This is a genomic window from Rhizobium sp. FY34 (assembly GCF_005222845.1).
Taxonomy (GTDB): domain Bacteria; phylum Pseudomonadota; class Alphaproteobacteria; order Rhizobiales; family Rhizobiaceae; genus Neorhizobium.
The window spans coordinates 13,365-28,656 of sequence record NZ_STFZ01000013.1 but is presented as its reverse complement, the minus strand read 5'-3'; the positions used below and the strand labels follow the sequence as shown (position 1 = coordinate 28,656).

Annotated in this window: 12 protein-coding genes; 6 read left to right on the top strand and 6 right to left on the bottom strand. The window is 58.2% G+C overall.

Translation table 11 applies throughout. The features are described from left to right. The first annotated feature begins 10 nt into the window (after positions 1–10). Together E8M77_RS10610 and E8M77_RS10605 are read left to right on the top strand one after the other, a co-directional pair. Entirely contained in the window at positions 11–802 is a 792-nt protein-coding gene (locus E8M77_RS10610) for a ParA family protein (protein WP_137130616.1), read from the top strand. A 21-nt stretch (positions 803–823) separates the two neighbouring features. Continuing rightward, positions 824–1,705, top strand: a complete 882-nt coding sequence (locus E8M77_RS10605) for a ParB/RepB/Spo0J family partition protein (protein WP_137130615.1) — start codon at positions 824–826, stop codon at positions 1,703–1,705. A 9-nt stretch (positions 1,706–1,714) separates the two neighbouring features. On the opposite strand, the gene holA is transcribed toward E8M77_RS10605, so the two are convergent. The 3 genes from holA to leuS all read right to left on the bottom strand — a co-directional run bounded on the left by holA (position 1,715) and on the right by leuS (position 5,902). Continuing rightward, the gene (holA, locus tag E8M77_RS10600; RefSeq protein ID WP_137130614.1) at positions 1,715–2,755 is read right to left on the bottom strand and encodes a DNA polymerase III subunit delta; all 1,041 of its coding nucleotides are present in this window, start codon (positions 2,753–2,755) and stop codon (positions 1,715–1,717) included. Positions 2,756–2,757: 2 nt separating this feature from the next. Then, positions 2,758–3,024, bottom strand: a complete 267-nt coding sequence (locus E8M77_RS24175) for a hypothetical protein (protein WP_246659216.1) — start codon at positions 3,022–3,024, stop codon at positions 2,758–2,760. Positions 3,025–3,268: 244 nt separating this feature from the next. Beyond that, positions 3,269–5,902 carry a leucine--tRNA ligase gene (gene leuS, locus E8M77_RS10590; protein WP_137130612.1) on the bottom strand — a complete coding sequence of 878 codons (2,634 nt, stop codon included), beginning with the start codon at positions 5,900–5,902 and terminating at the stop codon, positions 3,269–3,271. 166 nt (positions 5,903–6,068) lie between these two features. Between leuS and E8M77_RS10585 the strand changes: the two genes are divergently transcribed. Together E8M77_RS10585 and E8M77_RS10580 are read left to right on the top strand one after the other, a co-directional pair. Then, entirely contained in the window at positions 6,069–6,728 is a 660-nt protein-coding gene (locus E8M77_RS10585) for a YggS family pyridoxal phosphate-dependent enzyme (RefSeq protein WP_137130611.1), read from the top strand. Between the two features lie 111 nt (positions 6,729–6,839). Then, positions 6,840–8,771: a propionyl-CoA synthetase gene (locus E8M77_RS10580; protein ID WP_137130610.1), complete on the top strand. Its 1,932-nt coding sequence runs from the start codon at positions 6,840–6,842 to the stop codon at positions 8,769–8,771. A 134-nt stretch (positions 8,772–8,905) separates the two neighbouring features. Here E8M77_RS10580 and E8M77_RS10575 read toward each other — a convergent pair whose 3' ends face one another. Then, positions 8,906–9,607: a DUF1013 domain-containing protein gene (locus E8M77_RS10575; RefSeq protein WP_137130609.1), complete on the bottom strand. Its 702-nt coding sequence runs from the start codon at positions 9,605–9,607 to the stop codon at positions 8,906–8,908. A 221-nt stretch (positions 9,608–9,828) separates the two neighbouring features. Here E8M77_RS10575 and acs point away from each other — a divergent pair, with 221 nt between their 5' ends. Beyond that, a complete protein-coding gene (acs, locus tag E8M77_RS10570) occupies positions 9,829–11,790 on the top strand; it encodes an acetate--CoA ligase (RefSeq protein WP_137130608.1) in 1,962 nt (653 codons plus the stop codon). A 61-nt stretch (positions 11,791–11,851) separates the two neighbouring features. On the opposite strand, the gene E8M77_RS10565 is transcribed toward acs, so the two are convergent. Beyond that, positions 11,852–12,250 carry a thermonuclease family protein gene (locus E8M77_RS10565; RefSeq protein WP_246659215.1) on the bottom strand — a complete coding sequence of 133 codons (399 nt, stop codon included), beginning with the start codon at positions 12,248–12,250 and terminating at the stop codon, positions 11,852–11,854. Positions 12,251–12,387: 137 nt separating this feature from the next. Further along, complete coding sequence (locus tag E8M77_RS10560) at positions 12,388–14,010, bottom strand: ABC-F family ATP-binding cassette domain-containing protein (protein WP_137130606.1); 1,623 nt, start codon at positions 14,008–14,010, stop codon at positions 12,388–12,390. A gap of 175 nt (positions 14,011–14,185) precedes the next feature. On the opposite strand from E8M77_RS10560, the gene E8M77_RS10555 reads away from it, so the two are divergent. Continuing rightward, the gene (locus tag E8M77_RS10555) at positions 14,186–15,292 is read left to right on the top strand and encodes a cache domain-containing protein (RefSeq protein WP_137130605.1); all 1,107 of its coding nucleotides are present in this window, start codon (positions 14,186–14,188) and stop codon (positions 15,290–15,292) included.

Below are 15,292 nucleotides of genomic sequence, written 5' to 3'. Positions count from 1 at the left end.
TAGGTGCTCCATGTTCGATACCAATCGCATTATCACCATTGCCAACCAAAAAGGCGGTGTCGGAAAAACCACGACAGCGATCAATCTTGCGACGGCCCTCGCTGCGATCGGTGAGCGCGTTCTGATTGTGGATCTGGATCCGCAGGGGAATGCCAGTACCGGTCTCGGTATAGACCGGCGCGAACGCAAGATTTCCTCTTTCGATGTCATGATGGGCACGCAATCCGTGGCCTTGGCCGCTGTAGAAACAGCTGTCCCCAACCTTTTCATTGTCCCCTCGACGATGGATCTCTTGGGTCTGGAAATGGAAATAGGCCGAGAGTCTGATCGCGCCTTTCGTTTGCGGCGCGCCTTGCAGACCGAGGAGGCTCGGCAATTTTCTTATATTCTGTTGGATTGTCCACCTTCATTCAATCTTCTGACTGTCAATGCTATGGCGGCAGCCCATTCGGTGCTCGTGCCGCTTCAGTGCGAGTTCTTCGCCCTGGAAGGCTTGAGCCAGCTTCTGGAAACGGTTGATCAGGTGCGTCAGACGGTCAATCCGGGCCTTGATATTCAGGGTATTGTGCTGACCATGTTTGATGCGCGCAACAATCTGGCGCAGCAGGTTGTCAACGATGTGAGGACCCATCTTGGCGAAAAGGTCTATCACACGTTGATCCCTCGCAATGTTCGCGTCTCCGAGGCACCGTCCTATGGTAAGCCGGCTATATTATATGATCTCAAATGCGCTGGGAGCCAGGCTTATTTGCAGCTGGCATCCGAAGTAATCCAGCGTGAGCGGCGGCGGAAGGCTGCCTGACGATAGACCAAAGGTATGATGATGAGTGAAGATCTGTCCAAGCGCCGTCTCGGTCGCGGCCTTGCTGCTCTGATCGGTGAGATGGATCAGACGGTGCCCGTTGGCGAGCCGCCTGCCAAGTCCGTGAGTGCTGATCGACTGGTTCCGATTGAACATGTGCTGCGCAATCCGCGCAATCCGCGCAGGATGTTCGATGAACAGGAACTTCAGGATCTTTCGAGCTCGATTCGGCAACATGGCATTGTCCAGCCTGTTGTTGTCCGCCCTCGCGGTGGTGATTTCGAGATCATCGCTGGTGAACGGCGCTGGCGTGCGGCACAATTGGCTGGCCTCGTCGAAATTCCGGTAATAGTTCGAGATGTCGATGACCGGACGGCGCTGGAAATTGCCATCGTTGAAAATGTGCAACGTTCTGATCTGAATCCTCTCGAAGAGGCCATGGGTTATGAACAGTTGATTGCTGAACATGGCTATACCCAGAATGACCTTGGTGAGATCATCGGTAAGAGCCGCAGTCACGTGGCAAACAGTCTACGTCTTTTGAGGCTTCCAGAGCCGGTGCGGGATATGCTCGCCGGGGGCGAGCTTTCGGCTGGTCACGCCCGCGCGCTTGTCTCGACGTCGGACCCGTCTGCCCTTGCAAGAACGATTGTGACCAAGGGCATGTCGGTGCGTGATGCCGAGCGGCTAGCGCAGAACGATATCAAGGCACAGTCGGAGCCGCCTGTGGCGCAGCGCGCCAAGGAAAAGGATTCTGACACGCTTGCGCTCGAGCGCAGTCTGACCGATGCGCTCGGTCTCGAGGTGAAGATCAGTCACAAAGGCGGGAGCGGACAGATTCGCATCGCCTATCGTTCCCTCGATCAGCTCGAGGAAGTGTGTCGGCTTCTGGAACGTCGCTGAGCAAACTGTCTACCGTTTACCACGGGCCGATTGCAGAGCGGTAGCAAGTAGTGTCTGGAAGGCAATCGTGTCTTCGAGCACCGATCTCTGGCGTGACTGAAGTACGGCGCCCTGCAGCCTGTTTGTCTCCCGCGCTAGGGCCTCACTGGTCCAGGTGCGCAGGGCCGCCTCGACCAAAGGCTTGCGCTTGAAGTGGATGTGCCGACCCATTGTCTGCATGACCTGAGCCGCAGGTGTTTTCTTTTCATCCATTTCGGCATGCATGGCGTCCAGTAACTGGAACTGCTTGAGGCAGGATTGCAGCACGAGAAAAATCGGGGTTTTGGAACTGATGATTTTCTGGATGGCGCGGTGCAGGCCGGGCAAGTCGCCTTTCAGAACGCAATCCACGGCATCATCGGTGGAAATCGCGCTGGCATCTCCGATGATATCTGTAACATGCCCTTCATCGATGATCTGCATGCCGCGGCAATAGAGGGTAAGTTTGCGAATTTCGTTGCGGGATGCCACCCGGTCACCGCCCAAGCCTTCGAGAAGCCTTGCCCTGCCCTCAGGTGTGATGCGAAGCCCTTCTTTTTGCAGTTCCAGATCGATGAGGGCATTCAAAGCCTTTATGTCATCCGCATAACAGGGGATGGCAAGGGCAAGCTTGGCACTTTCGCAGATCTTGCGCAGGATACTGGTCTTCTTCAGGTCGCCTGCCTCAATGATGAGAATGTTATCCGGCTGCGGACCGCTCACCAGGACTTGCAATGCATCACCGAGCGGCTTGTCGCTGCCAGTGCCGCGAAGCCATACAACCTTGCTGCCGCCAAAAAGACCAAGTGAGTTCACTTCATCGACAAGACGGCCGGGATCTCCCGACAGATCCGAGAGGTCAAGCCTGGTGAAGGAGAAAGGGTCGTCGAGCTTTACGCCTGCTTGATTTGCAAGTTCGGCAGCGCGCTCCGAAACGAGCCCATGATCAGGCCCATAAATCAAGAAAATCCGATAGAGTTCGGCCGCCCTCGGCAGAAGGCGATCGAATTCGTGAGCCTTGATCTCGGCCATGCCTAGCGGCCAAGCGCCGTAGCAATATCGGCGCGAATGAATTCAGCGAGTTCGCGGCCGGCGCGGTTTTCTGCGTCGCGATAGGCGCGCAGTTTCGCAAATTCCTGATTGCCGACATCCACGAGCGATGTCACGGAGCGGCTTCCCGATTTCACCACCGATCCGTCACCGATGCGCGTGAGGCTATATGTGCCGACAAGCGTTACACGACCCGGCTTTAGCACATCGACGATTTCGTCATCGAGGATATCGGCTCGGGTCGATGACACGCTCAGTTGCAGTTGGTAATCTGCCTTTGCTGTTTCCCCTGCCCCACCTGATGTCAGGAAAATCAGGTGGTTGCGAACGACCTGTGTTACCCGATCACCAGCTGGCGAAAATTTAATCGCCGCCAGCTTGGCGGGTGTGCCGCCGGCGGAGGAATAAAGCGGCCTGACCTGGCAGCTGGCCAAAAGGCCAACAACGGTTAGGGCAAGGACGAATCGGCTGGCGCGCCGCAACGCGGGCGAGATCTCACACAACAATGTTGATGATCCTCTGTGGGACGATGATGATCTTTTTCGGTTGTCCACCGGCAAGTGCCGTCTGAACCGCTTCAAGCTGAAGCACAGCCTGCTGGATCGCATTCTGGTCAGCATCACGGGCGATTGTCAATTCCGCACGCTTCTTGCCATTGATCTGGACCGGCATCAACACGTCATTGTCGGCGACAAGAGCCAGGTCGAAAACAGGCCATGCGGATTGGGCAACGATACCCTCATTGCCAAGAGCCGACCAGCATTCTTCAGCCAGGTGCGGCGTCATGGGCGCGATCAGCTTGATGAGGATATGAACCGCCTCGCGAACGGCTGCCACATAGGCATCATCCTTCTGGGCGCCCGCTACAGCCGTAAGCGGCGCTGCCAAGGCATTGACGAATTCATAGATGCGCGCCACGGCCTTGTTGAAGGAGAGCTTGTCATAGTCGGCTTGGACCGCCTGAAGCGTCTTGTGGGCGATCTGCGAAATCGGCAGCGCTTCACCTTCCTTAGCCGGATTCGGTTCAATGGTTTTCAGGAGCGGCGCTGCTTCCGATAGGAGGCGCCAGACGCGTTGTACGAATCGATGTGAACCCTCGACGCCGGCTTCCGACCAGATTACGTCCCGATCGGGCGGGGAATCGGAGAGAACGAAGAAGCGGGCCGTGTCGGCGCCATAGGAGGCGATGATGTCATCCGGATCAACGACGTTCTTTTTCGACTTCGACATCTTTTCGATCGAGCCGATCGACACTTCCTCGCCCGATGCCAGCATATAGGCTTTGCGGGTGCCGTCTATCTCATCGATGCGAATTTCGGCAGGCGCAACCCATTGGCCGTTTTGGCCCTGGCCCAGACGATAGGTTTCGTGAACCACCATGCCTTGCGTGAATAGGCCCTTGAAGGGTTCGCTTAAGCTTACATGGCCGGTCGCGCGCATGGCGCGGGTGAAAAAGCGCGAATAGAGCAGATGCAGGATGGCATGCTCGATACCGCCGATATACTGGTCCACCGGCAGCCAGTGATCGGCCATTTTCGGATCTGTCGGGCGATCTTCCCAAGGGGCGGTGAAGCGGGCGAAATACCAGCTCGAATCGACGAACGTATCCATAGTGTCGGTTTCACGCCGCGCATCATGGCCGCATTGAGGGCAGGCCACGTGGCGCCAGCTGGCGTGACGATCGAGTGGATTGCCAGGCACATCAAAGGTTACGTCATCCGGCAGCTTGACCGGCAGGTCCTTCTTCGGCACCGGTACCACGCCGCAGACTTCGCAGTGAATGACCGGGATCGGGCAACCCCAGTAGCGCTGGCGGGAAATACCCCAGTCGCGCAGGCGGAAATTGACCTTGCGCGCAGCCTGGGAAGCATTTCCCAGCGTCTGTTCTGAAAGCAGCGTTGCGACCTTGTCGAAGGCCTCGTCGGTAGACAGCCCATCGAGGAAGCGTGAATTGATCATCACGCCGTCGCCGACATAGGCGTCAACATCCACGCTGAAGGTTGCGGCATCGCCGTCCTTCGGCATGACGACCGGTACGACGGGCAGGCCGTATTTGCGGGCGAAATCCAGATCGCGCTGGTCGCCTGACGGGCAGCCGAAAATCGCGCCGGTACCATAGTCCATCAGCACGAAATTGGCGATGTAGACCGGTAGTTGCCAGCTTGGGTCAAGCGGATGCTTGACGGTAAGGCCTGTGTTGAAGCCCTTCTTCTCGGCGGTTTCCAGCGCTGCAAGTGATGTGCCCTGGCGACGGCATTCATCGGCAAACTCAGCGGCCGCAGCATTGGTTGCGGCCACGGCCTTAGCAACTGGGTGATCGGCGGAAATGGCAAGGAACGAGGCGCCAAACAGCGTGTCCGGCCGTGTGGTATAGACCTCGATCTCGCTGCAGCCGGCTGCCGCACGGCTTGCCTCGGATACGTCCCAGCGGATCGTCAAACCTTCCGAACGACCGATCCAGTTCTTTTGCATCAGCCGGACCTTTTCCGGCCACTGGTCGAGACCGTCCAGGGCCTCGAGCAGATCCTCGGCAAAATCGGTGATCTTGAAGAACCATTGGGTCAGTTCGCGCTGTTCCACCAGCGCACCGGAGCGCCAGCCGCGGCCATCGATAACCTGCTCATTGGCAAGCACCGTCTGATCGATCGGGTCCCAGTTGACCTTGGACTGTTTGCGGTAGACCAGGCCCTTTTCCATCATGTCGAGGAAAAGATACTGCTGCCGGTGGTAGTAATCAACATCGCAGGTGGCGAATTCACGCGACCAGTCGAGAGACAGGCCCATGGATTTCAGCTGCGTGCGCATGGATGCGATGTTCTGGTAGGTCCACTCCTTGGGATGGACCTTGTTCTGCATGGCGGCGTTTTCCGCTGGCATGCCGAAGGCATCCCAGCCCATCGGGTGCAGAACGTTATAGCCACGGGCCCGCTTGTAGCGCGCCACGACGTCGCCCATCGCATAATTGCGCACATGGCCCATATGGATGCGTCCCGAGGGATAGGGGAACATCTCGAGCACGTAGTACTTTTCGCGGGTATCGTTGTTGTCGGTCTCGAAGGTTTTGTCTTCGGCCCACTTTTTCTGCCAACGGGGTTCGGCATCCCGCGGATTGTAACGTTCGGTCGCCATTTCAGTGAAATTCCGGGTATGAATAAGATGGGTGACCTTCACCACGAAAGGCCGTGAGCGTCAAGTTTTGAGGGCGCCAAGGGCCGCATTGCCGATCAAACACTTGGCATTGCAGCCATGGGCCGCTATCGCCAGACACGGGAAGACCATGCGAGAGGACTATCCGATGACAATCGAACAACGCCTGGCCGATGTTTGCCAGAAGATCGAAGCGGCAGAGCGCGAGGCCGGTCGCAGCAGAGGTGCGGTGACACTCGTTGCTGTGTCTAAAACCTTCGAGGCGGATGCGATCCGCCCGGTTATTGTCAGCGGCCAGCGCATCTTCGGTGAAAACCGTGTGCAGGAGAGTGAAGGCAAATGGCCGGCGCTGAAGGCAGAGACGCCGGGTATTGAACTGCATCTGATCGGTCCCCTCCAGTCGAACAAGGCTGCCAATGCGGTTGCCCTGTTTGATGTGATCGAGACGGTTGATCGCGAAAAGATTGCGCGGGCGCTGGCCAGCGAAATGAAGATCCAGGGGCGCACGCCGAAGCTGTATGTTCAGGTCAATATCGGCATGGAGCCGCAAAAGGCGGGTATCGAGCCGAAAGAAACTGTGGCTTTTGTTGCATTCTGCCGCAAGGAACTGGCTCTATCGGTCGAGGGGTTGATGTGCATTCCGCCTGCGGAGGGTCATCCCGGCCCCTATTTCGCGCTTCTGGAGAAGCTCGCGCGCGAATGCGGCGTGGAAAAACTCTCCATGGGCATGTCGGGGGATTTCGAAACGGCGATCGGTTTTGGCGCCACCAGCGTGCGCGTCGGTTCGGCTATTTTCGGCCATCGTTGACGAAGCGCAAGACAGGCTGGTTCACTCTGCCCCTTTCGTCGGGCTTCCTCCTGATCTGACCTGCTACTACTCTAGCGCTGGGAACATGCGCGCGGATGTTGGGAGGAACAGATGCAAAGCGACTACAAGAAGGTCTATGAGGCCTGGCAAAACGATCCGGAGGCCTTCTGGCGCGAAGCGGCCGAGCCACTCTTCTGGTTCAAGCCGCCGGAGACGATCTTCTCGGCTAAGGACGGTGTCTATGGTCGCTGGTTTGCCGGCGCCGAGACGAATACCTGCTATAACTGCATCGATCGTCATGTTGCGGCTGGCCGCGGCGCGCAGAGGGCGCTGATTTTCGACAGCGCCATGACCGGGGAGAAGCGCTTCTTTTCATTCGATCAGCTTCTGGAAGAGGTCCAGGCAATTGCCGCCGTGCTGCAGAATCTGGGCGTCGGCAAGGGTGACCGTGTCGTCATCTATATGCCCATGGTGCCGGAAGCGATTTTCTCAATGCTGGCTTGTGCCCGGCTGGGCGCCATCCATTCTGTCGTGTTCGGAGGCTTTGCCGCGCACGAATTGGCAACCCGGCTTGATGATTCGCAGGCCAAGGTGGTGATCAGCGCCAGTTGCGGGCTGGAGCCGGGCCGTGTGGTGCCCTACAAGCCGCTCCTCGATCAGGCCGTCGATATGGCGAAGGTCAAGCCGGATTGCTGCCTCGTTCTGCAGCGCGATCAGCTGCATGCCGCACTTCGCTACGAACATGGCGACATGGATTTCGCTCAGGCCGTCGAGGTGGAGAAGGTGAAGGGCACTGCGGTTGCCTGCGTGCCGGTGGCTGCCACCGATCCGCTCTACGTTCTCTACACATCCGGCACCACGGGTCAGCCGAAGGGTGTGGTGCGCGACAATGGCGGCCATATGGTCGCGCTGTATTGGAGCATGCGCAACATCTATGGCGTTCTGCCCGGCGAGACCTTCTGGGCGGCCTCCGACATCGGCTGGGTCGTCGGGCACTCCTACATCGTTTACGGGCCGCTTCTTGCCGGCAATGCCACGGTGGTGTTTGAAGGCAAGCCGGTCGGCACACCGGACGCCGGAACCTACTGGCGGATCATTCAGGATTATGACGTCAAATCGATGTTTACCGCGCCGACGGCGTTTCGCGCCATACGTCGGGACGACCCGCAGGGCGACCTTATCCGCCGCTATGACCTTTCAGGCTTCAGGGCACTTTTCCTGGCTGGCGAAAGAGCGGATTCAGAAACGATCAAATGGGCCGAGCAGCAGCTGAATGTTCCGGTGATCGATCATTGGTGGCAGACGGAAACCGGCTGGCCGGTTGCCGCCAATCCCGCAGGCCTCGGGTTCCTGCCGGTCAAATATGGTTCGCCGGCATGCCCCATGCCGGGCTATACGGTGGAGGTTGTAGACGATGCCGGCCATCCGGTGGCAGCTGGAACGCTCGGTAATATCGTCATCAAGCTTCCCTTGCCCCCCGGCTGCCTCGTCAGTTTCTGGAATGCCGATGAGCGCTTCCGAAGCACGTGCCTGGAAGAATTTCCCGGCTATTACAAGACGGCCGATGCTGGCTTGATCGATGAAGACGGTTATATCTTCGTCATGGCGCGCACCGACGATATCATCAATTGTGCCGGCCATCGGCTGTCGACAGGTGCGATGGAGGAGGTCTGCGCCATGCATCCTGATGTTGCTGAATGCGCGGTCATCGGTGTTGCCGATGCGTTGAAGGGGCAGATCCCTTGCGGTTTCCTGGTGCTGAAACATCGCGTGGAGCGGGATCCGCGCCTGATCAGCCGCGAAGTGATCGATCTGGTGCGTACCGAAATCGGCCCTGTGGCCGCTTTCAAGGCAGTGATGATCGTGGAACGCCTGCCGAAAACCCGCTCCGGCAAGATCCTGCGCGGCACTATGCAGAAGATCGCCGATGGCATGCCGTGGAATATGCCGGCCACGATCGATGACCCGGCCATTCTGGATGAGATCCGCGATATCCTGCGCGAGAATGGCTATGCCGGGAATCCGACCATGCTGAGCGCCTGAGCTAGTGGTTCGATTCCGACATTTGATCGATGAACGCGTCGCAAGCGGGTATCAAATGTCAAATTCGAAAATTCCACTCGACACAAAAAAGCCGGCGCGAAGGCCGGCTTTTGCAATTCTCAAGAGAAGGTCGCTCAGTAGAGGTCTTCGTCCTCATCCTGCGTGCGGGTCGATTTCAGCGAGGAGAGCTTGGCGAAGACGGCATCCGCATCGATTTCCTTTTCCTCGGGGCGCTCATAGCGATAGCCGAGGTTCTCGGTTTCGCTGGCGGCCTGCAGCGTTGCGCCGAGTTCGGCGGCCGTCGGCAGCGGACGGTTCTTGGACGCGCGTTCCACTTCAAGATCCAGATCGATCTGGCTGCAGAGGCCAAGTGTGACCGGATCCATCGGGGTCAGGTTGGCGGCATTCCAGTGGGTGCGGTCACGGATCTGCTCGATCGTCGACTTCGTGGTGCCGACGAGACGCGAGATCTGCGTGTCCTTCAGTTCCGCATGGTTGCGCACCAGCCAGAGAATGGCATTGGGACGGTCCTGACGCTTGGATACCGGCGTGTAGCGCGGGCCACGGCGCTTGGATTCCGGAACGCGAACCTTCGGCTCTGACAGCTTCAGGCGGTAGGCGATATCTTTCTCGGCACGGCCAATTTCGTCGCGCGACAGCTGCCCGGTAGCGATCGGATCCAGGCCCTTGATGCCTTGTGCGGCTTCGCCATCTGCAATCGCCTTCACCTCCAGGGGATGAAGCTTGCAGAACTGGGCGATCTGATCGAAGGAGAGCGCTGTGTTATCGACGAGCCAGACCGCCGTCGCCTTCGGCATGAGCAATTGTTGAGCCATGGATATGATCCTTCTAACGTCCGCGCCGGTGTCGCGGGCCGTGGGCTGTCACCACAAATTTCCGGGAATTCTGCCGCTCTATAACCGCATTACGACTAAATTGCAATTCTTCAAGCAGCATGACCCTTTGTCTAATTGCCGCCCCTGTTCCAGCTGATAAGAATGCGTTCAGGGAGCCGCGCTTGTCTGTGCAAAGCTGCGGGAGAATGAGGAGGATTTTGATGTCGGAGAAAGTCTATCCGGTCCAGAAACACGTGAAGAGCCGTGCGCTGATTGATCGCGATAAGTACCTGAAATGGTATGAGGAAAGCGTCGAGAATCCGGACAAGTTCTGGGGCAAGCACGGCAAGCGGATTGATTGGTACAAGCCCTATACAAAGGTCAAGAACACGTCCTTTAAGGGCAAGGTTTCGATCAAGTGGTTTGAGGATGGCCTCACCAATGTCTCCTACAATTGCATCGATCGGCACCTGAAGACGAATGGGGAACGTACCGCCATTATCTGGGAAGGTGATAACCCCTATATCGACAAGAAGATCACCTATAACCAGCTTTATGATCAGGTCTGCCGTCTCGCCAATGTGATGAAGAAGCACGGTGTGAAGAAGGGTGACCGCGTCACCATCTACATGCCGATGATCCCGGAAGCGGCTTATGCAATGCTGGCCTGCGCCCGCATTGGTGCGGTGCATTCCGTCGTGTTCGGCGGCTTTTCACCGGAAGCCCTGGCCGGCCGCATTGTCGATTGCGAATCAACCTTCGTCATCACCTGTGATGAGGGCGTGCGCGGCGGTAAGCCGGTGCCGCTGAAGGAAAATACCGACAAGGCGATCCATATTGCAGCGCGCCAGTATGTCACCGTCAGCAATGTGCTGGTCGTGCGCCGTACCGGTGGCAAGACCAATTGGGCGCCGGGACGCGACCTCTGGTATCATCAGGAAATTGCCAGTGTGAAGGGCCATTGCGAGCCGGTGAAGATGAAGGCGGAAGATCCGCTGTTCATCCTCTATACGTCCGGTTCCACCGGCAAGCCCAAGGGCGTGCTGCACACGACCGGCGGCTATCTCGTTTATGCGGCAATGACGCATGAATATGTCTTCGATTACCATGATGGCGACATCTACTGGTGTACGGCCGATGTGGGCTGGGTCACCGGCCATTCCTATATCGTCTATGGGCCGCTGGCCAATTGTGCCACGACGCTGATGTTTGAAGGCGTGCCGAATTTTCCGGATCAGGGCCGTTTCTGGGAGGTTATCGACAAGCACAATGTCAATATCTTCTATACGGCACCGACTGCCATCCGCTCGCTGATGGGAGCGGGAGATGATTTCGTCACCCGGTCATCGCGCTCCAGCCTGCGTCTGCTCGGCACAGTCGGCGAGCCGATCAATCCGGAAGCCTGGGAATGGTATTACAATGTGGTGGGCGAAAAGCGCTGCCCGGTGATTGATACCTGGTGGCAGACGGAGACAGGCGGCCATATGATCACCCCGCTGCCCGGTGCAACCGATCTGAAGCCAGGATCGGCTACTGTGCCCTTCTTTGGCATCAAGCCGCAACTGGTCGATAATGAAGGCAATGTGCTGGAAGGTGCAGCCGACGGCAATCTCTGCATCACAGACAGCTGGCCCGGCCAGATGCGCACCGTCTATGGCGACCACGAGCGCTTCATCCAGACCTATTTCTCAACCTATAAGGGGAAATATTTCACCGGTGATGGCTGCCGGCGCGATGAGGACGGCTATTACTGGATCACTGGCCGTGTGGATGACGTGCTGAATGTGTCGGGACACCGTCTGGGCACCGCGGAAGTCGAGTCGGCGCTTGTCTCCCATAACCTTGTGTCGGAAGCCGCCGTTGTCGGTTATCCGCACAACCTCAAGGGTCAGGGCATCTATTGCTATGTGACGCTGATGGAAGGCAATGAGGGCACGGATGTGCTGCGCCAGGATCTGGTGAAGCATGTGCGCCAAGAGATCGGCCCGATCGCCACGCCGGACAAGATCCAGTTCGCACCGGGCCTGCCGAAAACCCGCTCGGGCAAGATTATGCGCCGTATCCTGCGCAAGATTGCCGAAGATGATTTTGGCGCTCTCGGCGATATCTCGACACTTGCCGATCCGGCGGTGGTCGAGGATCTGATCGAGAACCGGCAGAACAAGGCGCCGGTACCTGCCTGATCGAAACACGGGAGGGCGGATGCCAAGGCATTCGCCCCTCTCCTTCTCACTTTACGACTGGTTAGCCTGAGTTGCAGAGATCGTTCTTGGCGCCCTTGCCGGAATAGAAGCTTGCCAAGCCCGCGCTCAGCATTTCATCCGCCGGGTTCCTGCCATCCGCCAGCGCAACGTCGGCTACAATTCTGCCGAAATATTTGTCGGCGGCAATTTTCGTCAGCTTGACCTGCGGCGAGTGCGCGGCCAGCGCTTCCAGAAGCTGTTTGGCTTCCTCAGCCGCGAGACGGCCGGAGGCGCATTTGGATTTCAGCTCGGGCGTATCGATGCCGCGCAGCCTGACAAACACTTCGACGCTTTGTTGAGGCCAGGGTCGTGCTGTGACCAGCAGCGTATCACCATCCACCACGCGAACAATATCCGCCGAAACCGGACCTTCGACCAGCGTCTCTGCTTGAATCGGCATGGGCGCAGCGAAAAGTAGAACTGTCACAGAGCAGAGAATGTGAGCGCGTTTGATCATGATTAAGGAAAATATTCCTTAATCATGATGCGGTCAATAGGAATTCAGACCTAAATCAAATGTCAAATACGCGCCCAAAATCAGGAATGCAGGCCCGGCGCTTCCTGGCCGGTACGCTCGACATATTCGAGATAGCCACCGCCATACTGATGGATACCATCGGGCGTCAGCTCCAGCACGCGGTTGGACAGCGCGCCGAGAAAATGCCGGTCATGGCTGACGAACAGCATGGTGCCTTCATAGGCCGATAGCGCCTTGATCAGCATTTCCTTCGTGTCGAGATCAAGATGGTTGGTCGGTTCGTCCAGCACCAGAAAATTGGGTGGGTCAAACAGCATGGCGGCCATGACCAGGCGTGCCTTTTCGCCGCCGGACAGGACGCGGCAACGCTTTTCCACATCATCGCCGGAAAAGCCGAAACAGCCCGAAAGCGCGCGCAAGGGGGCTTGGCCTGCCTTGGGGAACTGTTCCTCCAGCCATTGCAGGATGGTCGCCTCGCCATCCAGCAGATCCATGGCATGCTGGGCGAAATAGCCAAGCTTGACGCTCGCCCCCAGAGTGACGCTGCCCTGGTCGGGTGTCGTCGTTCCGGTCACCAGTTTCAGAAGCGTCGATTTGCCGGCGCCATTGATGCCCATGATGCACCAGCGCTCGCGCCGGCGGACCATGAAATCCAGCCCTTCATAAATGGTGCGGCTGCCATAGGCCTTGTGCACACCCTTGACGTTGACGACGTCTTCGCCGGAGCGCGGTGCCGGCAGGAAGTCGAAGGCCACCGTCTGACGGCGCCGTGGCGGCTCCACACGGTCGATCTTGTCGAGCTTTTTCACCCGGCTCTGCACCTGCGCCGCATGCGAGGCACGCGCCTTGAACCGCTCGATGAACTTGATTTCCTTGGCCAGCATGGCCTGCTGGCGCTCAAACTGCGCCTGCTGCTGCTTCTCGTTCTGCTCGCGCTGGCGCTCGTAAAAACCGTAATCGCCGGAGAAGCTGGTCAGGGAGCCTGCGTCGATCTCGATGATCTTGGTGACGATGCGGTTCATGAATTCGCGGTCATGCGAGGTCATCAGAAGCGCGCCGTCGTAATTCTTCAGGAAGCTTTCCAGCCAGATCAGGCTTTCGATATCCAGATGGTTGCTCGGCTCATCAAGCAGCATCACGTCCGGCTTCATCAGGAGAATGCGGGCCAGCGCCACGCGCATCTTCCAGCCGCCGGACAGTTTGCCGACATCTCCATCCATCATCTCCTGGCTGAAGGAGAGGCCGGCCAACACTTCGCGGGCTCGCCCGTCAAGAGCATAGCCGTCGAGTTCTTCGTAACGTGCCTGCACTTCGCCATAGCGCTCTATAATGGCATCCATCTCGTCCATGCGGTCCGGATTGGACATGGCCGCTTCCAGCTCACGCAGTTCGGCTGCCACGATGCTGATGGGGCCTGCACCTTCCATCACTTCGGCGACGGCGCTGCGGCCCTCCATTTCGCCGACATCCTGGTTGAAATAGCCGATCGTTACGCCCTTTTCCATGGAGACCTGCCCTTCATCGGGCAATTCCTCACCGGTGATCATGCGAAACAGCGTCGTCTTGCCGGCGCCGTTCGGCCCGACGAGGCCGATCTTTTCGCCCTTGTTCAGGGCGGCGGATGCTTCGATGAACAGAAGGCGATGGCTGTTCTGCTTGGAAATGTTTTCGATACGGATCATGTGCGGGCGGCCTGGCGTGGATGACGGGCGCCTTATGCCATGAGTGCCGCCGTCTGTCCCCCATTTTCGCAGCGCACAATCACCGGCAGCAACACCGCGACCGATACAGACAGATTGTATTGACTTCCCGCTGGCCGCGGGAGATGACAACAGGCCTCTATTAGAAGTTCAATTCATGACGATTGATCGCCTTCTCGCTGCCATAGCTGCGTTTTCCGTTGCTTCCGTTCTCCTTCTGGGGGGCTGGTTGATGATGGCCGATCAGCAGGCCCTGTTGGCGGACGCCCGCCAGCGCGAGATTGACCAGACGGCGGTGGTATTCACCACGGCCATGGATCAGGCGGCCATCCTGTCGGCGACCCATTCCGAAGCACTGGCCTCCGATCCACAGGTGCGCGCGCTGCTGAAGGCAGGCTCCCGCGCCGAAATGCAGTTGCATGCCAAACCGATCTTCGATCGGTTGGCACGCCTGGCCGGCATCGATGTCGTTCATTTTCATGATGCTCAGATGAGATCCTTCCTCCGGGTGTGGGAGCCACAGAATTTCGGCCAGGATCTCTCCACCTTCCGCCCGATGGTGGTTGCAGCCAATCACGATCGCCAGACGCAGAAGGGGCTAGAGCTTGGCATTCGTGGCCTCAGTCTGCGCGCAGTCTCACCCGTCATGGACAATGATGGCAAGAGCCTGGTCGGTACCGTGGAGGTTGGTGTCAACCTGCAGGCGCTGGCGGATCTGGCAAAGGCTGCCAGCGGCAGCGATTTCGCGCTTGTGCTCGATCCGCGTTACATGCGCGACGGTAATGGCGCCGCCTCGTCCGGCATTGGTCTGGCGCTGGATGCCGCGACCGACAAAGCGCTGTTTGACCAGGTGATTGCATCGGGTGCTGTGCATCTGTCGCGCAGCAATTCGATATTCTCCTATAGTGCTGGCGACAGGAGCCTGACGTTTCAGAGCAAACCGCTCATTGACTATAGTGGCAATGTCATCGGCGTCATTCTGACGGCGCGTGATTTCAGCCGGCTGGAGGCGCATTACAACCGCAGTGCCGTAACCTTGGGTTCTATCTTCCTTACGGGTCTGCTCATCGTCTTTTCCATCATCATGGTTGCTATCCGGGCAGCGATCGTGCGCCCACTGGCTGAGCTTGCCCACAAGGTGGAGACCATGCCGCACGAACTTGACGATACTCCGCCTTCCAGCGGGCTGACGGATTTTCGGCGTCTGCATCGAGCGGTGTCCAATGCTGTGTCAGATCGTAATGGGCCCAGGGCGGAAGGCTGA

Coding starts and splice junctions, on each gene's coding strand:
- holA (WP_137130614.1), bottom strand. CDS start 2,755: ATGGCCGAGATCAAGGCTCACGAATTCGATCGCCTTCTGCCGAGGGCG.
- E8M77_RS10560 (WP_137130606.1), bottom strand. CDS start 14,010: ATGATCCGTATCGAAAACATTTCCAAGCAGAACAGCCATCGCCTTCTG.
- E8M77_RS10605 (WP_137130615.1), top strand. CDS start 824: ATGAGTGAAGATCTGTCCAAGCGCCGTCTCGGTCGCGGCCTTGCTGCT.
- leuS (WP_137130612.1), bottom strand. CDS start 5,902: ATGGCGACCGAACGTTACAATCCGCGGGATGCCGAACCCCGTTGGCAG.
- acs (WP_137130608.1), top strand. CDS start 9,829: ATGTCGGAGAAAGTCTATCCGGTCCAGAAACACGTGAAGAGCCGTGCG.
- E8M77_RS10575 (WP_137130609.1), bottom strand. CDS start 9,607: ATGGCTCAACAATTGCTCATGCCGAAGGCGACGGCGGTCTGGCTCGTC.
- E8M77_RS10580 (WP_137130610.1), top strand. CDS start 6,840: ATGCAAAGCGACTACAAGAAGGTCTATGAGGCCTGGCAAAACGATCCG.
- E8M77_RS10555 (WP_137130605.1), top strand. CDS start 14,186: ATGACGATTGATCGCCTTCTCGCTGCCATAGCTGCGTTTTCCGTTGCT.
- E8M77_RS10565 (WP_246659215.1), bottom strand. CDS start 12,250: ATGCCGATTCAAGCAGAGACGCTGGTCGAAGGTCCGGTTTCGGCGGAT.
- E8M77_RS10585 (WP_137130611.1), top strand. CDS start 6,069: ATGACAATCGAACAACGCCTGGCCGATGTTTGCCAGAAGATCGAAGCG.
- E8M77_RS10610 (WP_137130616.1), top strand. CDS start 11: ATGTTCGATACCAATCGCATTATCACCATTGCCAACCAAAAAGGCGGT.